Consider the following 17,983-nt stretch of genomic DNA (forward strand, 5'->3'; position numbering starts at 1 on the left):
ATAAAACTCAATAAAAAAATGGAGAGCGCTAGTTCTGGCATCAGCAAAAATGAATCTAGCGCTTTCTGCTGTATTGAAAATCGACGGGGATCGGAGGAAACAAGAGAGCTTAAGGAAGGGGATCGATAGAAAAAGCCAAAATAAAATAAATCAATAAGATTAAAAAATACTAAATAACTAAATTGCAATAACTGACAAAACACCAACCATTACTGTTGGCAACATCCAAGTTTTCTGGCAAACGAGTGCCATGAAATTTAAATTTGCTAAAAGCGAAATAATTGTGAATTGAAGTCAAAAGCGCGATTGTCATCAACCGTTACAGAAAGGCGATCGCGATACCGAATCGCGCACAAAATTTAACCTAAATCTATTCGTTTCTTAACCTGGGGATGAAACTCTACTAAATGGTAAACCTTACCAGCGCAAGAGTACGGGAAGTTGGTCATGACTTCTGTGCTAGGGCAGCTCATTTTTAACCTTTTGAGGAGTTCCTAACGGAATTTGATAACTATGGCGAACACCAACAGCGTCATCTTCATCCACCCAGACGGCACTAGCCCATCTCATTACGCGGCTGCCCGTTTCCTCCACTATGGACCCGATGGGCGACTCAACTGGGACAGGATGTCCAATGCTGGGGTATATCTGGGACACATGAAAGACCAGCTCACCGGCACTTCCAACGCTGGTGCAGTTACCCACGCCATGGGCGTAAAGGTGCAGGCAGATTCTTTTGGTTTGGATGAAAATGGCAATCCCGTCGTTTCCCAGTCCGGCAAAACCGGACTGACTATTATGGAAGAAGCGATCGCGGCTGGTAAGGCAACGGCAATTATCAACTCTGGCATCATCGCCGAACCGGGAACGGGAGCCTTTTTAGCACAAGCAGAAAGCCGCAGCGACCTTACGGGTATCACCGCCCAAATTTTAGAATCTGGGGTCAACGTCATCCTTGGCGGGGGCGAAATTCATTACTTGCCCGTTGGGACAGTCGGACGTTTTGGAGAAGAAGGGGTTAGAAAAGACGGACGCAACTTAATAGAACAGGCAAGGGCGAAAGGCTATACTGTCGTCTACACCCTCGAAGAATTGCAAAATCTGCCCCCCCGAACTCAGAAAGTCTTGGGGATTTTTGCAGCAGAAGATACTTACAACGACCAGCCAGAAGAAGTCAACGCCGCCGAAGGATTAGGAAATTATGGGCAACCGGGCAACGAAAATCCTCCCACAGTGGCGCAAATGCTAGAAGCCGCCCTCTCCATCGTTTCCCAGAATCCCAATGGATTTATGGTGGTGATGGAAGAAGAAGGCACGGACAATTTTAGCAACAACAATAACGCAGCTGGGTTAGTTGAAGCAGCCAAACGAGCCGACGATGCGATTGGGGTAGCGCAAAATTATATCGATAACGTTAACCCCAATACGCTGCTAATCACGGCTGCCGATAGCGATGCTGGCGGTTTGGAAGTGCGCGATCCCCTAGCCGCCGATGAAACCGTGGGAACCGAGGAAGTCAATCCGACCACCGAACCCGGAACCGAAGTGCCCCTAGATGGCACCAACGGAGCCAATACCGAGCCTTTTATCTCCCAACCCGACGCTAATGGCAATACCTATCCCTTCGGCATTGGTTGGGCAACTCAGTCTGACGTTCCCGGCAGCATCGTCGCCAAAACCTACGGTCTCAATGCCGACAAACTGCCCAGCACGCTGGACAACACCGAAATTTATCGCCTCATGTACCAGACCTTGTTTGGTGTTAAACCAAAGGAGGTGCCGCGTCCAGAGTTAGAGGGATTTGCTTCGCTTCCTGCCGATAGCTTTGCGCAAGGACCTCCGGCAGGTGCAGACAATGGCAAGGGGCAGCCAATTGCGGCTAACGATCGCACTGGCCCTTTTGAAGGACAGCCGATTCAAGGCTTTAGCGGCGTTCAGTTTGCCGATGGAGAAAACTTCTGGTTCCTCTCCGATAATGGTTTTGGCGCGAAAAACAACAGTGCCGATTATTTGTTGCGGATTTATAAAGCAGACCCCAATTTTGTCGGTTCGGAAGCGGGAGACGGTAGCGTCAATGTAGAAGAGTTCGTTCAATTATCCGACCCCAAGAGATTAATCCCTTGGGAAATTACTAACGCAAATACGGAAGAGCGATTGCTAACGGGGGCGGATTTCGATGTAGAATCGCTCGTCGTTGCCGAAGATGGTAGCTTCTGGATGGGAGAGGAATTCGGTCCCTACCTGCTACACTTTGATGCTAACGGAGTCTTACAAGAAGCGCCTATTTCTACTCCCAATCTCCCCAATCTGAAAACCCTCAACGAACAAGAACCGCTAGTCATCGGACATCGAGGCGCTAGCGGCGAACTGCCAGAACACACTTTAGCTGCCTACGAGCGAGCGATTTTACAAGGGGCTGACTTCATCGAACCCGATTTAGTCAGCACCAAAGATAGGGTATTAATCGCCCGTCACGAACCCATGCTTGCAGTTGTCGATCCGGCAACGGGCGAAGTCATCCCAGCCAACACGACCACCGACGTTGCTACTCGTCCAGAGTTTGCCGACCGCCGAACGACTAAAACCGTTGATGGCGTAAGCTATACGGGCTGGTTTGCCGAAGACTTTACGCTAGAAGAAATTAAAACCTTGCGAGCCGTTCAGCCTCGCGATTATCGCGACCAGTCTTTTAACGGGCTATATGAAATTCCTACGCTTGAGGAAATTATCGACCTCGTACAAGATATCGAAGCGCGGACGGGGCAAAAAATTGGTATTTATCCCGAAACCAAGCATCCCACCTACTTCGCCCAGCAGGGACTGTCCCTTGAAGAGCCTTTGGTAGAAACTTTACTAGATAAAGGCTTCACCGATCCCAATCGACTGTTTATTCAGTCCTTTGAAGTGCAGAACCTGCTGAAGTTGGACAAGCAACTTTTGCCTGGAACGCCGCTAGAAAATACGCCCCTAGTGCAGCTGTACGACGAATTCCAGCTACAGCCCTACGATATCGTCTCCAACTTTAGCGACCCCAACTTCGACCCTGTATCGATCTACGGAACGGATTTAATTACGGCTGAGACGACTTACGGCGATTTAATTAACCAAGGTAGCGATTCAGAAGTTAACCTCCTGAAGGATTTTGTAGCTACCTACGCCGATGGGATCGGACCTTGGAAGCGCACTTTCGTTCTTACCGAGAAGCTGGATACGCCAGTCGATGGCAATGGGGACGGCATACCCGAAATTACAGAACAGCTCACCGGAGAAGTGCTTCCGGTGGTTGAGGATGCCCACGAAGCCGGATTGCAAGTGCATCCCTACACCTTCCGCGATGAAGAACGATTCTTGGTGTTGAAAGAAGATGGAACGCCTCAAACCGCAGAAGAAGAGTACGAACAGTACATCCAGTTAGGAGTGGATGGGTTCTTTACTGACTTTCCCAAGACAGGAGATTTGGTACGCGATCGCGTTATTGGCGAATTCGTGCGATCGCCTGATAACCCTTTTTTGACCGACGACCCAGAAGAAGCTAATTTAGCCAGTTCTCGCGGTTTTGAGGGCATGGCATACAGCCCCGATCGCGCAACTCTGTATCCTTTACTAGAAGGATCGGTAGAGGGCGATCCCGATAATGCCCTGCGCATCTATGAGTATGACGTTGCTAACTCTTCCTATTCCAAGGATTTAGTTGGATACTACCGCCTAGACGATCCCAGCCACGCGATCGGCGATTTTACGCCCATCAACCAAAACGAATTCCTAGTTATCGAACGGGATGGCAATGAAGGCGAGGAAGCCCAGTTCAAGAAAATCTTCCAAGTTGACTTCTCTAAAGTAGACGAGAACGGCTTTGTCTTCAAAAAAGAATTGGTGGATCTGCTGAACGTGCAAGATCCTAATGACATCAACGGCGATGGCAGCACGACCTTTACCTTTCCCTTTGTCACCATCGAAGACTTGTTAGTCATCGATGAAAATACTCTCCTCGTTGCCAACGACAACAACTATCCCTTCTCTATCGGTCGTCCGCCAGAAATCGACAACACTGAAATTATTCAGATTAAATTACCCGAACCTCTCAATCTCGATCCCCGTCTCGGTAGGGCTAGCGGCGATCGCAATCCCTCCCCATCAGCGATCGCAACCGCTCAAATCACTCCGGCATCAGATCCTAACGCTCAAAGTAATAGCAAGGGAACAGTAGAAATTTCGGCGATTCAAGGCGAAAGTCAGACCTCCCCATTAGTCGGTCAAACCGTCAAAACGACTGGGATTGTCACGGCAGTAGACGAACGAGGTTTCTACTTACAAGATGCCGAGGTAGATAGCAACGATGCGACTTCAGAGGGCATTTTTGTCTTCACCGATTCAGCCCCCACCGTCGCAGTTGGCGATGAATTAGAGATTGAGGGCACAGTACAAGAATTCCTTTCCGGCGGCAAAGACACGGGAAATCTTTCGGTCACTCAGATTGTCCGGCCCGCAATTACGACAAGATCGACGGGTAACGATCTGCCAGCAGCATTGATTTTAGGGGAAGGAGGGCGCACGCCGCCAAGTGAGATCGTTGAAAACGACAATTTTGAAGTTTTCGATCCCCAAGAAGACGCGATCGACTTCTACGAAAGTTTAGAAGGAATGCGGGTAACGATTCAAAATCCCGTTGCCGTTTCTCCAACCAACGAATTTGGCGAAATTTGGACGGTAACGGACAAGGGAGCGCTAGCAACGCCCGGTTTGAATTCTCGCGGCGGTATTCCCTTGCAAGCCGACGATACCAATCCCGAACGCATTCAAGTACAACTCGACGCACAGGTGTTGCCCGACTTTGAGACAAGCGTCAAAGTTGCAGACAAACTCAGCGACGTGACGGGCGTAGTTAACTACAACTTTGGGAATTACGAAGTTGTCGCTACCGAAGCTTTTGAAGTCACCAATGGCGGACTCGGACAAGAAGAAACTACCTTAGTTGGCACAGAAAACCAGCTTACCGTTGCCAGCTACAACGTCCTGAATTTAGATCCGTCCGACACCGAGCAAATTGCTCAGATTGCTTCCCAAATCGTCAATAATCTTAAGTCGCCCGATATCCTTGCCCTGCAAGAAATTCAGGATAATAGCGGCGCTACGGACGACGGCACAACGGCAGGCGATCGCACCTTGCAAACCCTCGCAGATGCTATTGCCGCAGCAGGCGGCCCTACTTATCAATTTGCTGAAGTCCCGCCAGCAGACGGCACTTCCGGCGGGCAACCAGGCGGTAATATTCGAGTTGCTTATTTGTATAATCCACAGCGAGTTCAACTTAACAAAAACTCCCTCCAGTCGCTAGATGTCGAGGCGTTTAACGATTCTCGCGATCCCCTAGTGGCTGATTTTACCTTCAACGGCGAGACAGTCACGATCGTTAACAATCACTGGACATCGCGCGTCGGCAGTACGCCTATTTTTGGGGCAACTCAGCCGTTCGTTCAAGCCGGGGAAGATGAGCGCAATGCTCAAGCAGAAGTCGTTAATAACTTCGTAGATGGACTTCTGGCAAAAAATCCCGACGCTAATGTCATTGTGACGGGCGATTTCAATACGTTTGAGTTTACCGATACGCTGTCACAGCTGGCGGGTGAAGGAGACGAGCGAGTATTGACCAATCTCATCGGCAAAGCAACCGACGATGCTACCTACTCGTACAACTTCCAAGGCAATTCCCAGTCTCTCGACCATATATTTGCCAGCGATCGCTTGTATGAAAATGCCGAGTTTGACAGCATTCATGTCAATGCCGATTTTCCCACCCAAGCGAGCGACCACGAACCCATCTTAGGACGCTTCCGCTTGACAGAGTCAAAACCCGAACCAGCGTCAGAAGCTTTTACGCTGCAACTTCTCCATGGATCTGACTTTGAGGCTGGGATTGAGGCGTTAGACGATGCACCTCGCTTCTCCGCCGTCATTAACGGGCTACGGGATGATTATAAAAATACCTTGGTTTTGTCCTCCGGAGACAATTACATTCCCAGTCCTTTCCTGTTTGCCGCTAGCGATCCTTCCCTTGCTAATACCCCCGTTGGCACAGAAGGGATAGGGCGAGCCGACATTGAAATTTTGAATCAAATCGGCATTCAAGCCTCAGCATTTGGCAATCATGAATTCGACTTGGGGACGAGGGAAGTCCAAGGATTGATTAGCCCCGATGAGAATTATCGCGGTACTCAATTCCCCTACCTCAGTTCTAATTTAGATTTCAGTACCGATAGCAACTTGAGCGGGCTGGTAACGGCGAACGGGCAAGAAGCCAGCACTATTCCCAATACAATTGCCGAAAGTACCGTAATTACGGTTAATGGCGAAAAAATCGGGATTGTAGGGGCGACGACACCGCTTCTCCCCTCGATTTCTTCCTCTGGCGATGTAGGAGTGATTCCCTCCGATCCCAACAATGTTGCTGCCTTGGCTGCTGAAATTCAGAAGACAGTAGATGAGCTAACGGCAACTGGAATCGATAAGGTAGTCTTACTGAGTCACTTCCAACAACTCAGGATCGAGCAAGCGGTTGCCCCGTTGCTGAGGGATGTGGATATTATTGTGGGCGGCGGTTCCCATACCTTGCTATCGGATGAGAGCGATCGCCTCAGAAGCGGAGATACTAGCGGCGGAACTTATCCCATCTTAACCACCTCTGCCTCTGGCGAACCGATCGCGCTCGTCAATACCGATGCCAATTATCGGTACGTCGGGCGCTTGGTTGCCGACTTCGATGCCAATGGGGTTCTCGTTCCTGAAAGCATCGACCCCAACATCAGCGGCGCTTATGCCACCGACGAGCAGGGAGTAACCGATGTCGGCGGAACTCCCGATCCAGAAGTGGTTGCCATTACCGACACCCTGGGCAACGTAATTAACGAGCAAGACGGCAACATCTTTGGCAAGACCGATGTTTTCCTCAGAGGCGATCGCACCTTCGTTCGCACCGAGGAAACCAACTTAGGGAATCTAACTGCCGATGCTAACCTGGCAGCTGCTCAAGCGGTCGATCCCAGCACGGTCATTTCCATCAAAAATGGCGGCGGCATTCGCTCTAGTATCGGCGTAATCGAAGCAGCGGGCGGTTCGACCGATCCCGATGATTTTGCCCTGCTGCCGACCGCAGCTAATCCTGAAGCGAGTAAAGAAGAGGGCGATATCTCCCAGTTAGATATTGCCAATTCTTTACGCTTTAACAATGGATTGACTTTACTAACTTTAACCGCCGAACAATTGCTCCAAACTATCGAACACGGCGTAGCAGCAACGGCATCGGGCGAAACGCCCGGTCAATTTCCTCAAGTTTCAGGTATCTCCTTTAGCTTTGACCCCGACTTGCCAGAGGGCGATCGCGTTTTGTCGCTAGCTGTCACTGACGATGAAGGCAACGTCACCGATGTCGTCGCCCAAAACGGCGAACTGCAAGGCGATCCTAACCGTACCTTCCGAACCGTTACGCTTGACTTCCTTGCGGGCGGCGGCGATGACTATCCTTTCGCGACGTTTGCTAACACTAATCCAGTGGAATTGGTAACGGAAGACTCAGAAAATCCCGCTCCCAGCAACCGCACGGGTGTCGCTACCTTTGCCGCCGACGGTTCGGAACAGGATGCCCTAGCAGAATATCTCGCCGCTAATTTTAACGAACAGAACCCGTTCGATGTAGCAGATGTGGCTCCCGAAAAAGATACCCGCATTCAAAATCTAAACTTCCGCGAGGATACGGTTTTGAGCGCTAATGTCGCGCCCGCCAGTACGGAACTCCCAGAAACTGTCTTTGGGACTTCTGGCGACGATGTATTCGATGCAGCCGATCCTAGCGGAAACTTTGATGGCAGTAAGGATATCGTCTCGGCAGGAGAGGGAAGCGATCGCTTTTTCCTCGGTGCAGGGGAGGGCGATAATTTACTAACAGGTGGCATTGGAGCCGACCAATTCTGGATTACCAGCAGCGATGATGGCTTGCCTTCTGTAGCGAATACAATTACTGACTTCAATAGTACCGAAGGCGATGTCATCGGTTTTGCCGACACCAGTCTTTCCTACGGGGCATTGGGAGGGGATTGGAATCTGCGTCAGGCAGGCAATGACGCGGTTATTGAGGCGTTCGGTCAAGATGTTGCCATTCTACAAGGCATTCAAGCCGATAGCCTTACCGAAACCAATTTTGTCTTTGGCTAGGAAAGACAAGAGAAGTCGGAAGTATCTTCTCCGAATTCCGACTTCTTTTTATCAATTGAAAGCGATCGCGCCGCTTCTGGAATCATGATTGGTATCGCCCTCAAAAGCAATTGCTTTAAGGAGTCCACAACTCGATATTCTTAATTCTTAAACCAACTCAAATCTCGTTAGTCCAGCGTCCACACTGGGGACTCGTATGCTATCGCAACCGCGACCACTGAAGCATCTTCTCGATTTATGTAACATTTGATACAAACATAAAAAACGACAAGGAAATCATAATCCCTTGTCTTTTTCCGATCCAGGTAAAACGCCCAACTTGAGAGAGAAAAATTTGCTAGCAGTTATCCTGGTTTTGGACTCAGTGCCTTACTTGGCTTTGTCCCATGACACCGCTTTGACTAGCTTGAATATACACCAATTGATTCCTTAATTTCAGATCCAGGGCGATCGCCGCTTGGCTTGAGATCTTCCCCTTCAATAAAAGAACGTAGCATCCAAGCCATTTCTTCATGTTCTTCCATCAAGCCAGTCAAAAAGTCAGCCGTTCCTTCGTCGTGAAATTCATCACTGCAACGATCGACATGCTCGCGCAGGTTGCGGATAATTTGCTCGTGGTCGTTAACCAAGCTCATCACCATATCGTTCGCAGTGGGTAGCGTGCCAGGTTGCTCTTGAATGGTGCTATGTTGGAGAAATCCTTGAGCAGTACCTATTGGATAGCCACCCAACGCACGAATTCTTTCGGCAGTCCGATCGATGTTAGCAGTCAAAGTCTCGTATTGTTCTTCCCACAACTCGTGTAAAGAGCGAAACTGAGGTCCAATCACATCCCAGTGATATTTCTTGGTCTTAATTAGCAGCAAATAAAAGTCTGCTAAATCGATATTGAGAAGTCCTATTACGCCTTGTCTTTGTTCTTCTGTAAGACCAATATTTAATTTAGGCATAACTAAATACTTTCCAATGCAACTTCTCTTTTATTAGAGCAAGCTTATCTCGATCGAACATCTGTTAAATGTAAGAGTTCCCAAGTTTATTTTCTGCGTTTATCTACCTTTGGGAATAGGCGACTTATTGGTAGAGTAATGGACGAGTCGATTTTCGACTTGGCACGAGAGAAGCTAGAGACTAAACCTCTTGCAAAAATAACAAACTGTTCTTCAAATACAGGGGAAGAACAACGTAGGGAGGAAAAGGGAAAGGGAAAAAATCTATAAACGTTTTCCCTTCCCCCAAGCAAAGCTTCTCTCTTCCCCAAACCTTTTGTTAAATTTTCAACTTAATTCCCCGAATTGAATAATCTAACAATTCCATCGGATGCATTAGAGGAATTTCTTGACCTTTCAATTGCATGTGTTTCTTAAGTTGCAACGAACAACCAGGATTGGGAGAGGCAATTAATTCCGCACCCGTATCGAGCAAATTCTTAACCTTTTGCTGACCCAATTCATTAGCCACTTCCGGTTGAAGCATATTATAAACTCCGGCACTGCCACAACATAAAGCAGCATCTATCGGTTCTTTTAACTTCACGCCAGGAATTTGTTTTAACAACTGACGCGGTTGCAAGCTAATTTTTTGTCCGTGCAACAAATGACAAGCATCTTGATAAACAATTGTCAAGTCTTTTTCGGTTAATGGCGATAAATTTGTCGTTAATTTTGCTTCTGCCAAAAACTCTTGAACGTCTCTTACTTTGGCGACAAATTGTTTAGCTTTTTCTCGATATTCCGGGTTATCTTCTAAAATATGATTGTACTCTTTTAGAGTATGTCCGCAACCTGCTGCATTGATGATAACATAATCGATTCCCGTTCCTTCGAAACTGTCTATCATTTGTTTAGCTAAAGCTTGCGCTTGTTCCTCTTGTCCTTGGTGCGCAGGTAAAGCTGCGCAACAACCTTGTGTTTTGGGAATAACAACTTCGCAACCATTCGCCGTTAAAACTCGCACAGTTGCCTCGTTAACTGGTGAGAAAAAGAGACGCTGCACGCAACCTAAAATTACTCCAACTCGATAGCGTTTCTCTCCTTGTGCGGGAATAATATCGGGTAAATTGTCGCGCAAAGATTTTAAATTAACTTCCGGTAAGATTGATTCCATTGCTGCTAAGCGAGGGAAGAATCGATCTAGCAAACCCGTCGCACGAACTAATTTTTGTATGCCTAGTTTTTGATATAACCACAATAGGGGCAAGAAAATTCGTAAGCGATTGGGATAGGGAAAGAGATTAAAAATTAACGTTCTAATTAACTTATCTTTTAAACTGCGAGGTTGATTGCGTTCGACTTGAGGACGAGTTGCAGCAATCAATTGGTCGTATTGAACGCCAGAGGGACAAGTAGTGACGCATGCAAGACATCCCAAACAGGAATCAAAATGTTGGGTAGTCGTTTCGTCTAATGCTGCTTCACCTTTATTAATTGCATTCATGAGATAAATCCTTCCTCTCGGAGAATCCATCTCTTTGCCAATAACTCGATAACTTGGACAAGTCGATAAGCAAAATCCGCAGTGAACGCAAGTATCGATTAAGTCTTGTTTGGGAGGATTTTTGGGGTCAAATCCTTTGATTTCTTTATCGAGCAAATTTTGTACGTCAAAGCTTTTCAATTCATTAGGAATCGATCTAACTGGATTATTTAAAGCTTTATCTGATGTTTGCATAATTACTTAAGTTTTAAGATTTACGAGCAGTTTTTAAACAAATGACAAATGACTAAATTCCACTCACAAAACATCCCGGACTAAAAATATTATTGGGATCGAATTTTTGTTTAATTCGGCGCATCATTTCTAGAGCATTTCCTGCATAGCCCCACGGATCTAATTGTTTTTTAACTGAAGTTGGGGCTTCTAAAATTGTGAGAAAACCTTGATTTTCTTGACAGAGCGATCGCATTTTTTTAATCTGGTTAATTTCTCCATATTGGCAATGCAGCTGTCCTAAACCACTACTAATATTAATCGCGATCGCTCCTTGATTATTAGTTATGCGCTCGCCTTGTTCTAGAATTTTAGAAGCCGCATTTGGTCTGACTGCTATTTTGCAGGTTACGGCATTCTCTGAGCTAGGAACTCGCGTTATTTGTTGCAATTTTTGCCATAAATCGATCTCATCGCGATGGCAATACAAACTTGTTTTTAACCCCAATTGTTGGGCAACCGATTCAACTTGTACTATCTGTTCTTTCACGCTTTCGACTATGCTTTGAAAACGGATGGCTAATCCAATTTCCTTACCGATTTCTAGGCGATTTACTAAACTGCCAGAAAGCATTTGGGCAGCAGTCGGTGCTAAACCAGACATTAGCAATGTTTGCGTTGCCGTGGCAATAGCATTGGTTTCTCCAGTTAAAACAATCGTTCCCGAAGCTTCTGGAATTGGATAAAGTCTGAAGGTAACTTGAGAAATAATTCCCAACGTACCATAGGAGCCTGTAAAAAGCTTCATCAAGTCATATCCAGCCACATTTTTGACCACCCGTCCCCCTGCTTTGGCGATTTGTCCGTCAGCACGAACAAAAGACAATCCCAATACCATGTCTCTAACGCCTCCATAACGTTGTCGCCAACTTCCAGAATCAGCCGTTGCTACGATACCGCCAATGGTAGCCGATTCTGGATAAGCGGGATCGAGGGGAAGAAATTGATGGCTTTGACTTAAAAGTTTTTGGAGATCGGCTAGTTTAACTCCCGCTTCTACTGTAACTGTGAGATCGCCGACTGCGTGTTCGATGATGCGATCGAGGTGCTGGGTACTGACGACCAGTCGAGCGTCTTTTACCAATCCTCCCCAACCGAGTTTACTACCGCTCCCGCAGGGAAGAACGGAGAATCGCTTTTCGCTAGCAGATCTAATGATTTCTGAGAGAGATTCCTGAGTTTTCGGAAAAATCAGACAGCTAGGAGGCATTTGACTGGCGATCGCTCCTTGTATCTTCTTCTGCCATATCGGTTCTACCTTTTCCCAGGCGATCGTTTCTGGTTGATTGGCGATCTCGTAAGTCATTATAAAGACGAGAGATGGTGTGGATTGGCTTTAGGCTTTACTATTTCAGCGTACCGTAAGGAAGGATAAGTTTAAGAAAATTGGAAGTTGAATCAGCATGAAAGATAAGTTATCCCTTCGATAGAAAAAGTTGAATAAATTTGTTTTGATTTCATGCTAAGACAAGGACTGGGGACGAAGTAATTCGTCCCCTCGAAGTCTGTTGCCAAAGTGGGAGGAATTACTGATTGAGTTAATATCTCGATCCTGCGGCAGTGCCGAACAATTGAGATTGTAAGTCTTCCCAGGAGATTCCTTCTAAACTGGGAAGAACGACGTGAGCTTTACCCACTCTCTCCGCCGGACCCAATCCGACTGTTAGCATGCCAGCTGCTAAACCCGCTTCTATACCGGATTCTGCATCTTCTACCACTACGCATTGAAAGGGTTCGAGTCCTAGCAACTCGGCTGCATGGAGAAATAGATCGGGTGCTGGTTTTGAGAGCTGTACGCTATAGCCATCGGCAATAGCATCTACTTTGTCGGCAATGCCTAGATGCTCGATTACCATTCGCGCATTTTTGCTCGCCGACCCGATCGCAATTTTAATCCCAGCCGCTCGCAGTTCGTCTAATAATTCCCTCGCTCCCGGTAACAGGTTGTCTGGTGTAATGTCTTGAATCGATTCCACATAATAGCGGTTTTTGCGCTCCATCATTTCTTCGAGTTGCGCTTCTGTATAATTTCTGTCGCCTACTATCCGCATCAGAGATTCCCGACGAGAGATTCCTCGCAGCGCCTCATTTGCCTGTCGGTCAAAGGGAATGCCTTCTTCATCTGCCAGCCTCTGCCAAGCACGGTAATGAAATTCTGCCGTATCCGTCAGTACTCCGTCTAGGTCGAAAATAACGCCTTGAATTTTACCTTCTGCCTTCTGTTCCGAAGCTTCTGCCCTCAAATCGAAGTCGTACCAGGTGCTGCGCCAGTGAATCTTAAACTTCAGACGTTGCCAGTGAGAGGGAAGGTGGGGGGTTGCTACTGGACCTTCTTGGGTGAGCTTAAACCCGCCAAATCCGAAAACAACCGCTTGCCATACGCCGCCCGCAGAAGCAGCGTGAATTCCATCGGCAGCATTGCCGCGCACGTCTTCTAAATCTACCATGGCAGCTTGCAGGAACAATTTGTAAGCCTCATCGGATTGACCCAAATCGGAAGCTAAAATCCCGTGAATGGCAGGTCCGAGGGAAGATCCATAGGTAATGTCGGTTCGAGGGGCATAGTAATCCCAATTCTTTTGCAAGATTTCTTTGTTGTAGGGAAACTCTTCCGACTGGCGCATTAAATAGAGCAGCATTAATACGTCCGGTTGCTTGAGAACCTGTCGCTTGTTAGCTCCCTCAATGCCCAAAATTTCTTGCATAGAGCGAGTGCGAGGTTCGTAATGCGCTAAATCGATATCTTCTAGGTTAAAAAACCCCTCGTACTGCTCGATCAGTCCCGTTGTCGGGTCATAGGGAATCCAGAGATTGGCAGCCATATCTTCCCAGCGATCGCGCAGTTTGGCAGTTAGCCCCAGTTTTGCCTCCAGTTCGGCAGCGCGTTCGGGAAAGCGATCGCACAGCCATTGATAAACGGCGATGGCTTTTTCTAGGTGCCACTGCACCATCCGATTGGTAAAGGCGTTATTACTGACGTGTTCGTGGTATTCATCCGCACCGATGACTTCCCGAATCTCGTAGCGTTGTTGTTTGGGATTCCACTCAATTCGGCTGTTCCAAAAGACAGCCCCATCTAAAATAATCTCGGCACCGCAGTCCCGCATCCACTCGTCGTCGTTGGTCGCCTGCCAGTAGGACCAGATAGCATAGGCAATATCCGAGCTAATGTGAATTTCCCGATCGCGGCACCAAATCCTGATATCTTCGGCGTAGGGCTGATTTGGCAGCGCCCACCGGGGAGTCACTTCATCTCCCGTCTCGGCGCTTTCCCAGGCAAACATGGCTCCTTTGTAGCCATAGTAGGATGCCTTACGCCGCGCTCCATTAAGGGTATGGTAGCGATAGGTCAGCAGGTTACGGGCGACGTTGGGTTGAGTGTAAATAAAGAAAGGAAGGATAAAGATTTCGGTATCCCAAAAGATATGACCGCGATAGCCGAAGCCTGACAGGGTTTTGGCAGGGATGCTGACGCGATTGTCGTGACGCGGGGCACTGATGAGCAGTTGAAAGAGATTGTAGCGAACGGCAAGTTGGGCTTTGGTATCGCCCTCGATGAGGAGATCGCTGTGCTGCCAAACTTTTTCCCATGCTTCTATGTGGGCAGATTGTAATTGGGCGTAGGAAGACAGTTGCGCTAGCTTTTCTTGGGCGACATGGGCTGGCGTTTGAGCCTCTCGCGAGGTAAAAACTGTGACGATTTTGTCTAGCGTTGCCGTTTGTCCTGCTGCAACCGCCAAGGTCGTTTCTACGGTGGGATATCCGGGTACGCTCGTGACTTGAAAAGTTCCTTCCGTCCCCGATAGAAGTAACTTGGCAGCCATGCCGAGTTCGATGTGAGAACTGCGGGTGCGGACGTGCAACCAGATAGTGCCATCGCCATCTCCTCGATCTAGCTCTTCCCAATGGTTATAGCCTTGATTTTCGGGATAGCCATTCAAGCTTGCCGAGACGGCGATCGAACCATTAAAATCCAGAGGCGTTACCTGGCAGCGCAGTGCTAATACGTTTTGGTCGGCAAGACTGGCAAAGCGCTCGAAGTAAAGGTCTAGCGTCTTTCCTTTGGGGCTGCGCCAGCGCACCTTGCGGCTGAGAATGCCTCTTTGGAGGTCGAGCTGTCGTTGATAGCTCAAGACTTCGCCGCGATCGAGTCGGAAATTCTCTCCGTCGATACTAACTGTTAGCGGCAGCCAGTCGGGACAGTTGGCGAGTTCGGTGTAGACGACGGGAACATCATCGTAAACGCCATTGATTAACGTCGCGCTCAAAGCGCGCGGGTAGCCTTCCTCGAAACTCCCTCGCGTTCCCAAATAACCATTGCCTATCGTAAAGACAGTGCCTTTGTGATTGATTTGTTCGGGGTCGAATTGCGTTTCGATTAAATTCCAATCGGTATAAATAAAGTGATGGGAAGGAGCACTAGCAGACATCTGATTTAACTGAGGATTCGGAACGAGATCGGGGATCGGTTGGTGAGGGTTGTTGGCTTATATTTTTCTTCTATTGTTGTAAGTGTTTTTCTAAAATTTTTTCGGCTCTAGGCTTATAAATTAAATGAAATAAAGCTTCCAAATATCGATACAATGCTTCGCGGTTTTCTTGAGAAATATGGTTCCAGAAATTAGAGATTTTAGAGAGCGAAACCAATTTTCTGGTGTGATCTTGCCAGTTATATCGATCTCGGACTTGCTCGATCGCTCCTTGGGAGATTTCGTGCCAATATTGGGGATATACCTCGCATTTATCGATAAAATCGACGATTTTTTGGGCAGTTCCTTCGAGATCGGTGGGGTTGATGTGAAACCCACTGATTCCTTCTCGAAGAATTTCTAAAGCGCCGCCGAATTGAGTGGCAAACGTAGGCAAGCCAGAAATCATCGCTTCGAGTATGGTAATCCCAAATGCTTCAAAACGGGCAAAATGAACGAATATTCCTCTAAAATCGGCGATAACTCGATAGGCTTCGCCAAGATCGGCGCTAGTCAGGCGCATTCCCAGCCAACGAATTTGACCCTGAAGGTGATATTGCTCGATGAGCGCGTGAAGACTCTCGATTTCTTTTCTTTCTTCTGGATTAGTAGCTTCCTCGGCATGTAAGTTGCCCAGTGACATAATCAAATTACAACGTTCTTGCAAAGCTTGGCTTCGACCGAAGCATTCTACCAGTCCTGTAAAATTTTTGATAGCATTAATCGGTCCAACCGCAAAAATCGGTCGCTTGTTGGGGTTGTCTAAATACCCTAGAATGCGAGGGTCTTCGTCGGTAAAAAGTAAATTATAAATCCGTTTGCGATCGCTCTCTATTCTATCTTCTGTTTGCGTATAGGGGAAAAAAATATTTTCGTTGACTCCTGGCGGCACGACATTAAATTTAGGACTAAATAATTCTATTCCATCGATCGCATGATAAAGCTGCGGCATAGTGAAACATTTGTACGACTCATACTGACCCATATTGTCGGGATTGCCTACGATTTCTTGGTAAGAAGAGGCAATAATGAAGTCAGCCGCATTCATGGCGATCAGGTCGGCGGTAAACTGTGCCGAGAAGTGATATCGCTCCTCTAAATCTTGCCAATATAAATCGCTAAATAAATATCTGGGTTTCTCTAGGGCATGGGCAATATTGCACTGGGTCGCTTGAAAACGGCGGGCAAGCAGGAAGGCAACTAAATTGCCATCGCTGTAGTTGCCAATGATTAAATCGGGCTTTCCTTTCAGTTGGGCGATTAATTCTCTTTCTGCATCTAGAGCAAAGGTCTCTAGATAGGGCCAAATCTCAAATTTAGAAATCCAGTTCTGAGTCACTTTAGGATTGAAGTCTTGGAAAGGAACCCTTAAAATCCAAGCATTTTCGGTGCCGTAGACTTTTTCTAGGCGGAGATTGCACGAGGTTCCTTCGCAGTTGGGAATGAGGCGAGTAAGAATGATAACTTGAGGTTCGATGCCAACCACGTCGAGTCCTGCCTGATGCATTTCTTCGCGCAATTGATGTTCCAAGCTGCGGGCTTGATCGAGGACATAGACGACTTGCCCAACTGTTTCTGCTCGTCCCAAAACGTTTTCTTGCCCGACCCAGCCGTGTACGGAGATGAGAACGACGCGCCTGGTAATGGGAAGACGGGCGATCAAAGCTTCTACAACGGCGTGTTGTGGATTGGAGATCGACCGTTCGAGCAGTTCGAGAGTTTCTCGAATGCGAGATGCCGTATTGCCCCAACCCGGTTCAAAGCCCAATTGTTGGAATTGAAGGCGGAATGTTTCGTAGGGCATGTTGGGAGGCAACTGATTGACAAATTCGATCGCTTCTTTAACGCGATCGATCAATTCGGTTGCCGAACCAATGCGATCGTTAATGAACAGCGAGATGCCGTCGTGCTGATGCTCGTGCAGGATGTTGAACAATCCTTCGAGCCAATGTTGGGGGTTGGCAGAAATTTTGCCAAACAAATAGCGGTGGAGAAACTCTAGTCCTTGACCGATATTTCTGGGATCGTCAACAATGGGAGCGCCTCGATAAAAGGGACTGAAATCTATCTCTAAGATTTGGGGAGCGTAACGGTCAACCAAGCGATCGCGCAGATCTAGCAAGGCTTGGGCGGTCATCGGTTCGACGCAACTGAGGTCGGCGGCGAGCCGAAAGACTTGTTGACTGCCGATTCTGGGCCGCAGGAGAAACCAGAAACTTTCCCCATCAAGCAGAATTTCATGGGTGTGATGAATCAGTTGCGCTATGGAGGAGGAATGGTAAAAATACGCTGGTTTGTCTAATTGCCGACAGCTTTCTTCAAATGCCCGTTGAATTTCATTGCGCACAAAGAACTGCTTGCCCGAAGTCCTTAATTCCGCCAGCAACTGACGCAGTGTCTTTTTTTCGTCGCTATTTAAGACAACTTGAATCAGTTCGTACATGGCGATTTCTCGACTATAGCGTTTATTTTCATTCTAGTCTGGAGAAACTCAGATTTCTTCTTCCTTGAGTATGAAAAATTTTTAAGAGTACGACGGGTGCGATCGCTCAAATCTAGATCGCGTTTTTTGCATAAAACCAACTAGCGCGATCGTACTC

6 protein-coding genes are annotated in these 17,983 nt (G+C 47.6%); 1 reads left to right on the forward strand and 5 read right to left on the reverse strand.

From position 1 onward, the window contains the following. The first annotated feature begins 513 nt into the window (after positions 1 to 513). The gene (locus PLE7327_RS25755) at positions 514 to 8,205 is read left to right on the forward strand and encodes an esterase-like activity of phytase family protein (protein WP_015143638.1); all 7,692 of its coding nucleotides are present in this window, start codon (positions 514 to 516) and stop codon (positions 8,203 to 8,205) included. Positions 8,206 to 8,606: 401 nt separating this feature from the next. On the opposite strand, the gene PLE7327_RS09560 is transcribed toward PLE7327_RS25755, so the two are convergent. From PLE7327_RS09560 to PLE7327_RS09580, 5 genes are all read right to left on the reverse strand, one after another. Continuing rightward, the gene (locus PLE7327_RS09560) at positions 8,607 to 9,155 is read right to left on the reverse strand and encodes a Dps family protein (RefSeq protein WP_015143639.1); all 549 of its coding nucleotides are present in this window, start codon (positions 9,153 to 9,155) and stop codon (positions 8,607 to 8,609) included. Between the two features lie 319 nt (positions 9,156 to 9,474). Then, the gene (locus PLE7327_RS09565; protein WP_015143640.1) at positions 9,475 to 10,875 is read right to left on the reverse strand and encodes a (Fe-S)-binding protein; all 1,401 of its coding nucleotides are present in this window, start codon (positions 10,873 to 10,875) and stop codon (positions 9,475 to 9,477) included. Positions 10,876 to 10,927: 52 nt separating this feature from the next. Further along, positions 10,928 to 12,220: an FAD-binding oxidoreductase gene (locus PLE7327_RS09570; protein ID WP_015143641.1), complete on the reverse strand. Its 1,293-nt coding sequence runs from the start codon at positions 12,218 to 12,220 to the stop codon at positions 10,928 to 10,930. Positions 12,221 to 12,452: 232 nt separating this feature from the next. Beyond that, complete coding sequence (gene pgmB / locus PLE7327_RS09575; protein WP_015143642.1) at positions 12,453 to 15,344, reverse strand: beta-phosphoglucomutase; 2,892 nt, start codon at positions 15,342 to 15,344, stop codon at positions 12,453 to 12,455. A 70-nt stretch (positions 15,345 to 15,414) separates the two neighbouring features. Beyond that, the gene (locus tag PLE7327_RS09580) at positions 15,415 to 17,826 is read right to left on the reverse strand and encodes a sucrose synthase (RefSeq protein WP_015143643.1); all 2,412 of its coding nucleotides are present in this window, start codon (positions 17,824 to 17,826) and stop codon (positions 15,415 to 15,417) included. Between the last annotated feature and the right edge of the window lie 157 nt (positions 17,827 to 17,983).

The sequence above is a fragment of the Pleurocapsa sp. PCC 7327 genome, from assembly GCF_000317025.1.
GTDB lineage: Bacteria > Cyanobacteriota > Cyanobacteriia > Cyanobacteriales > Microcystaceae > Hydrococcus.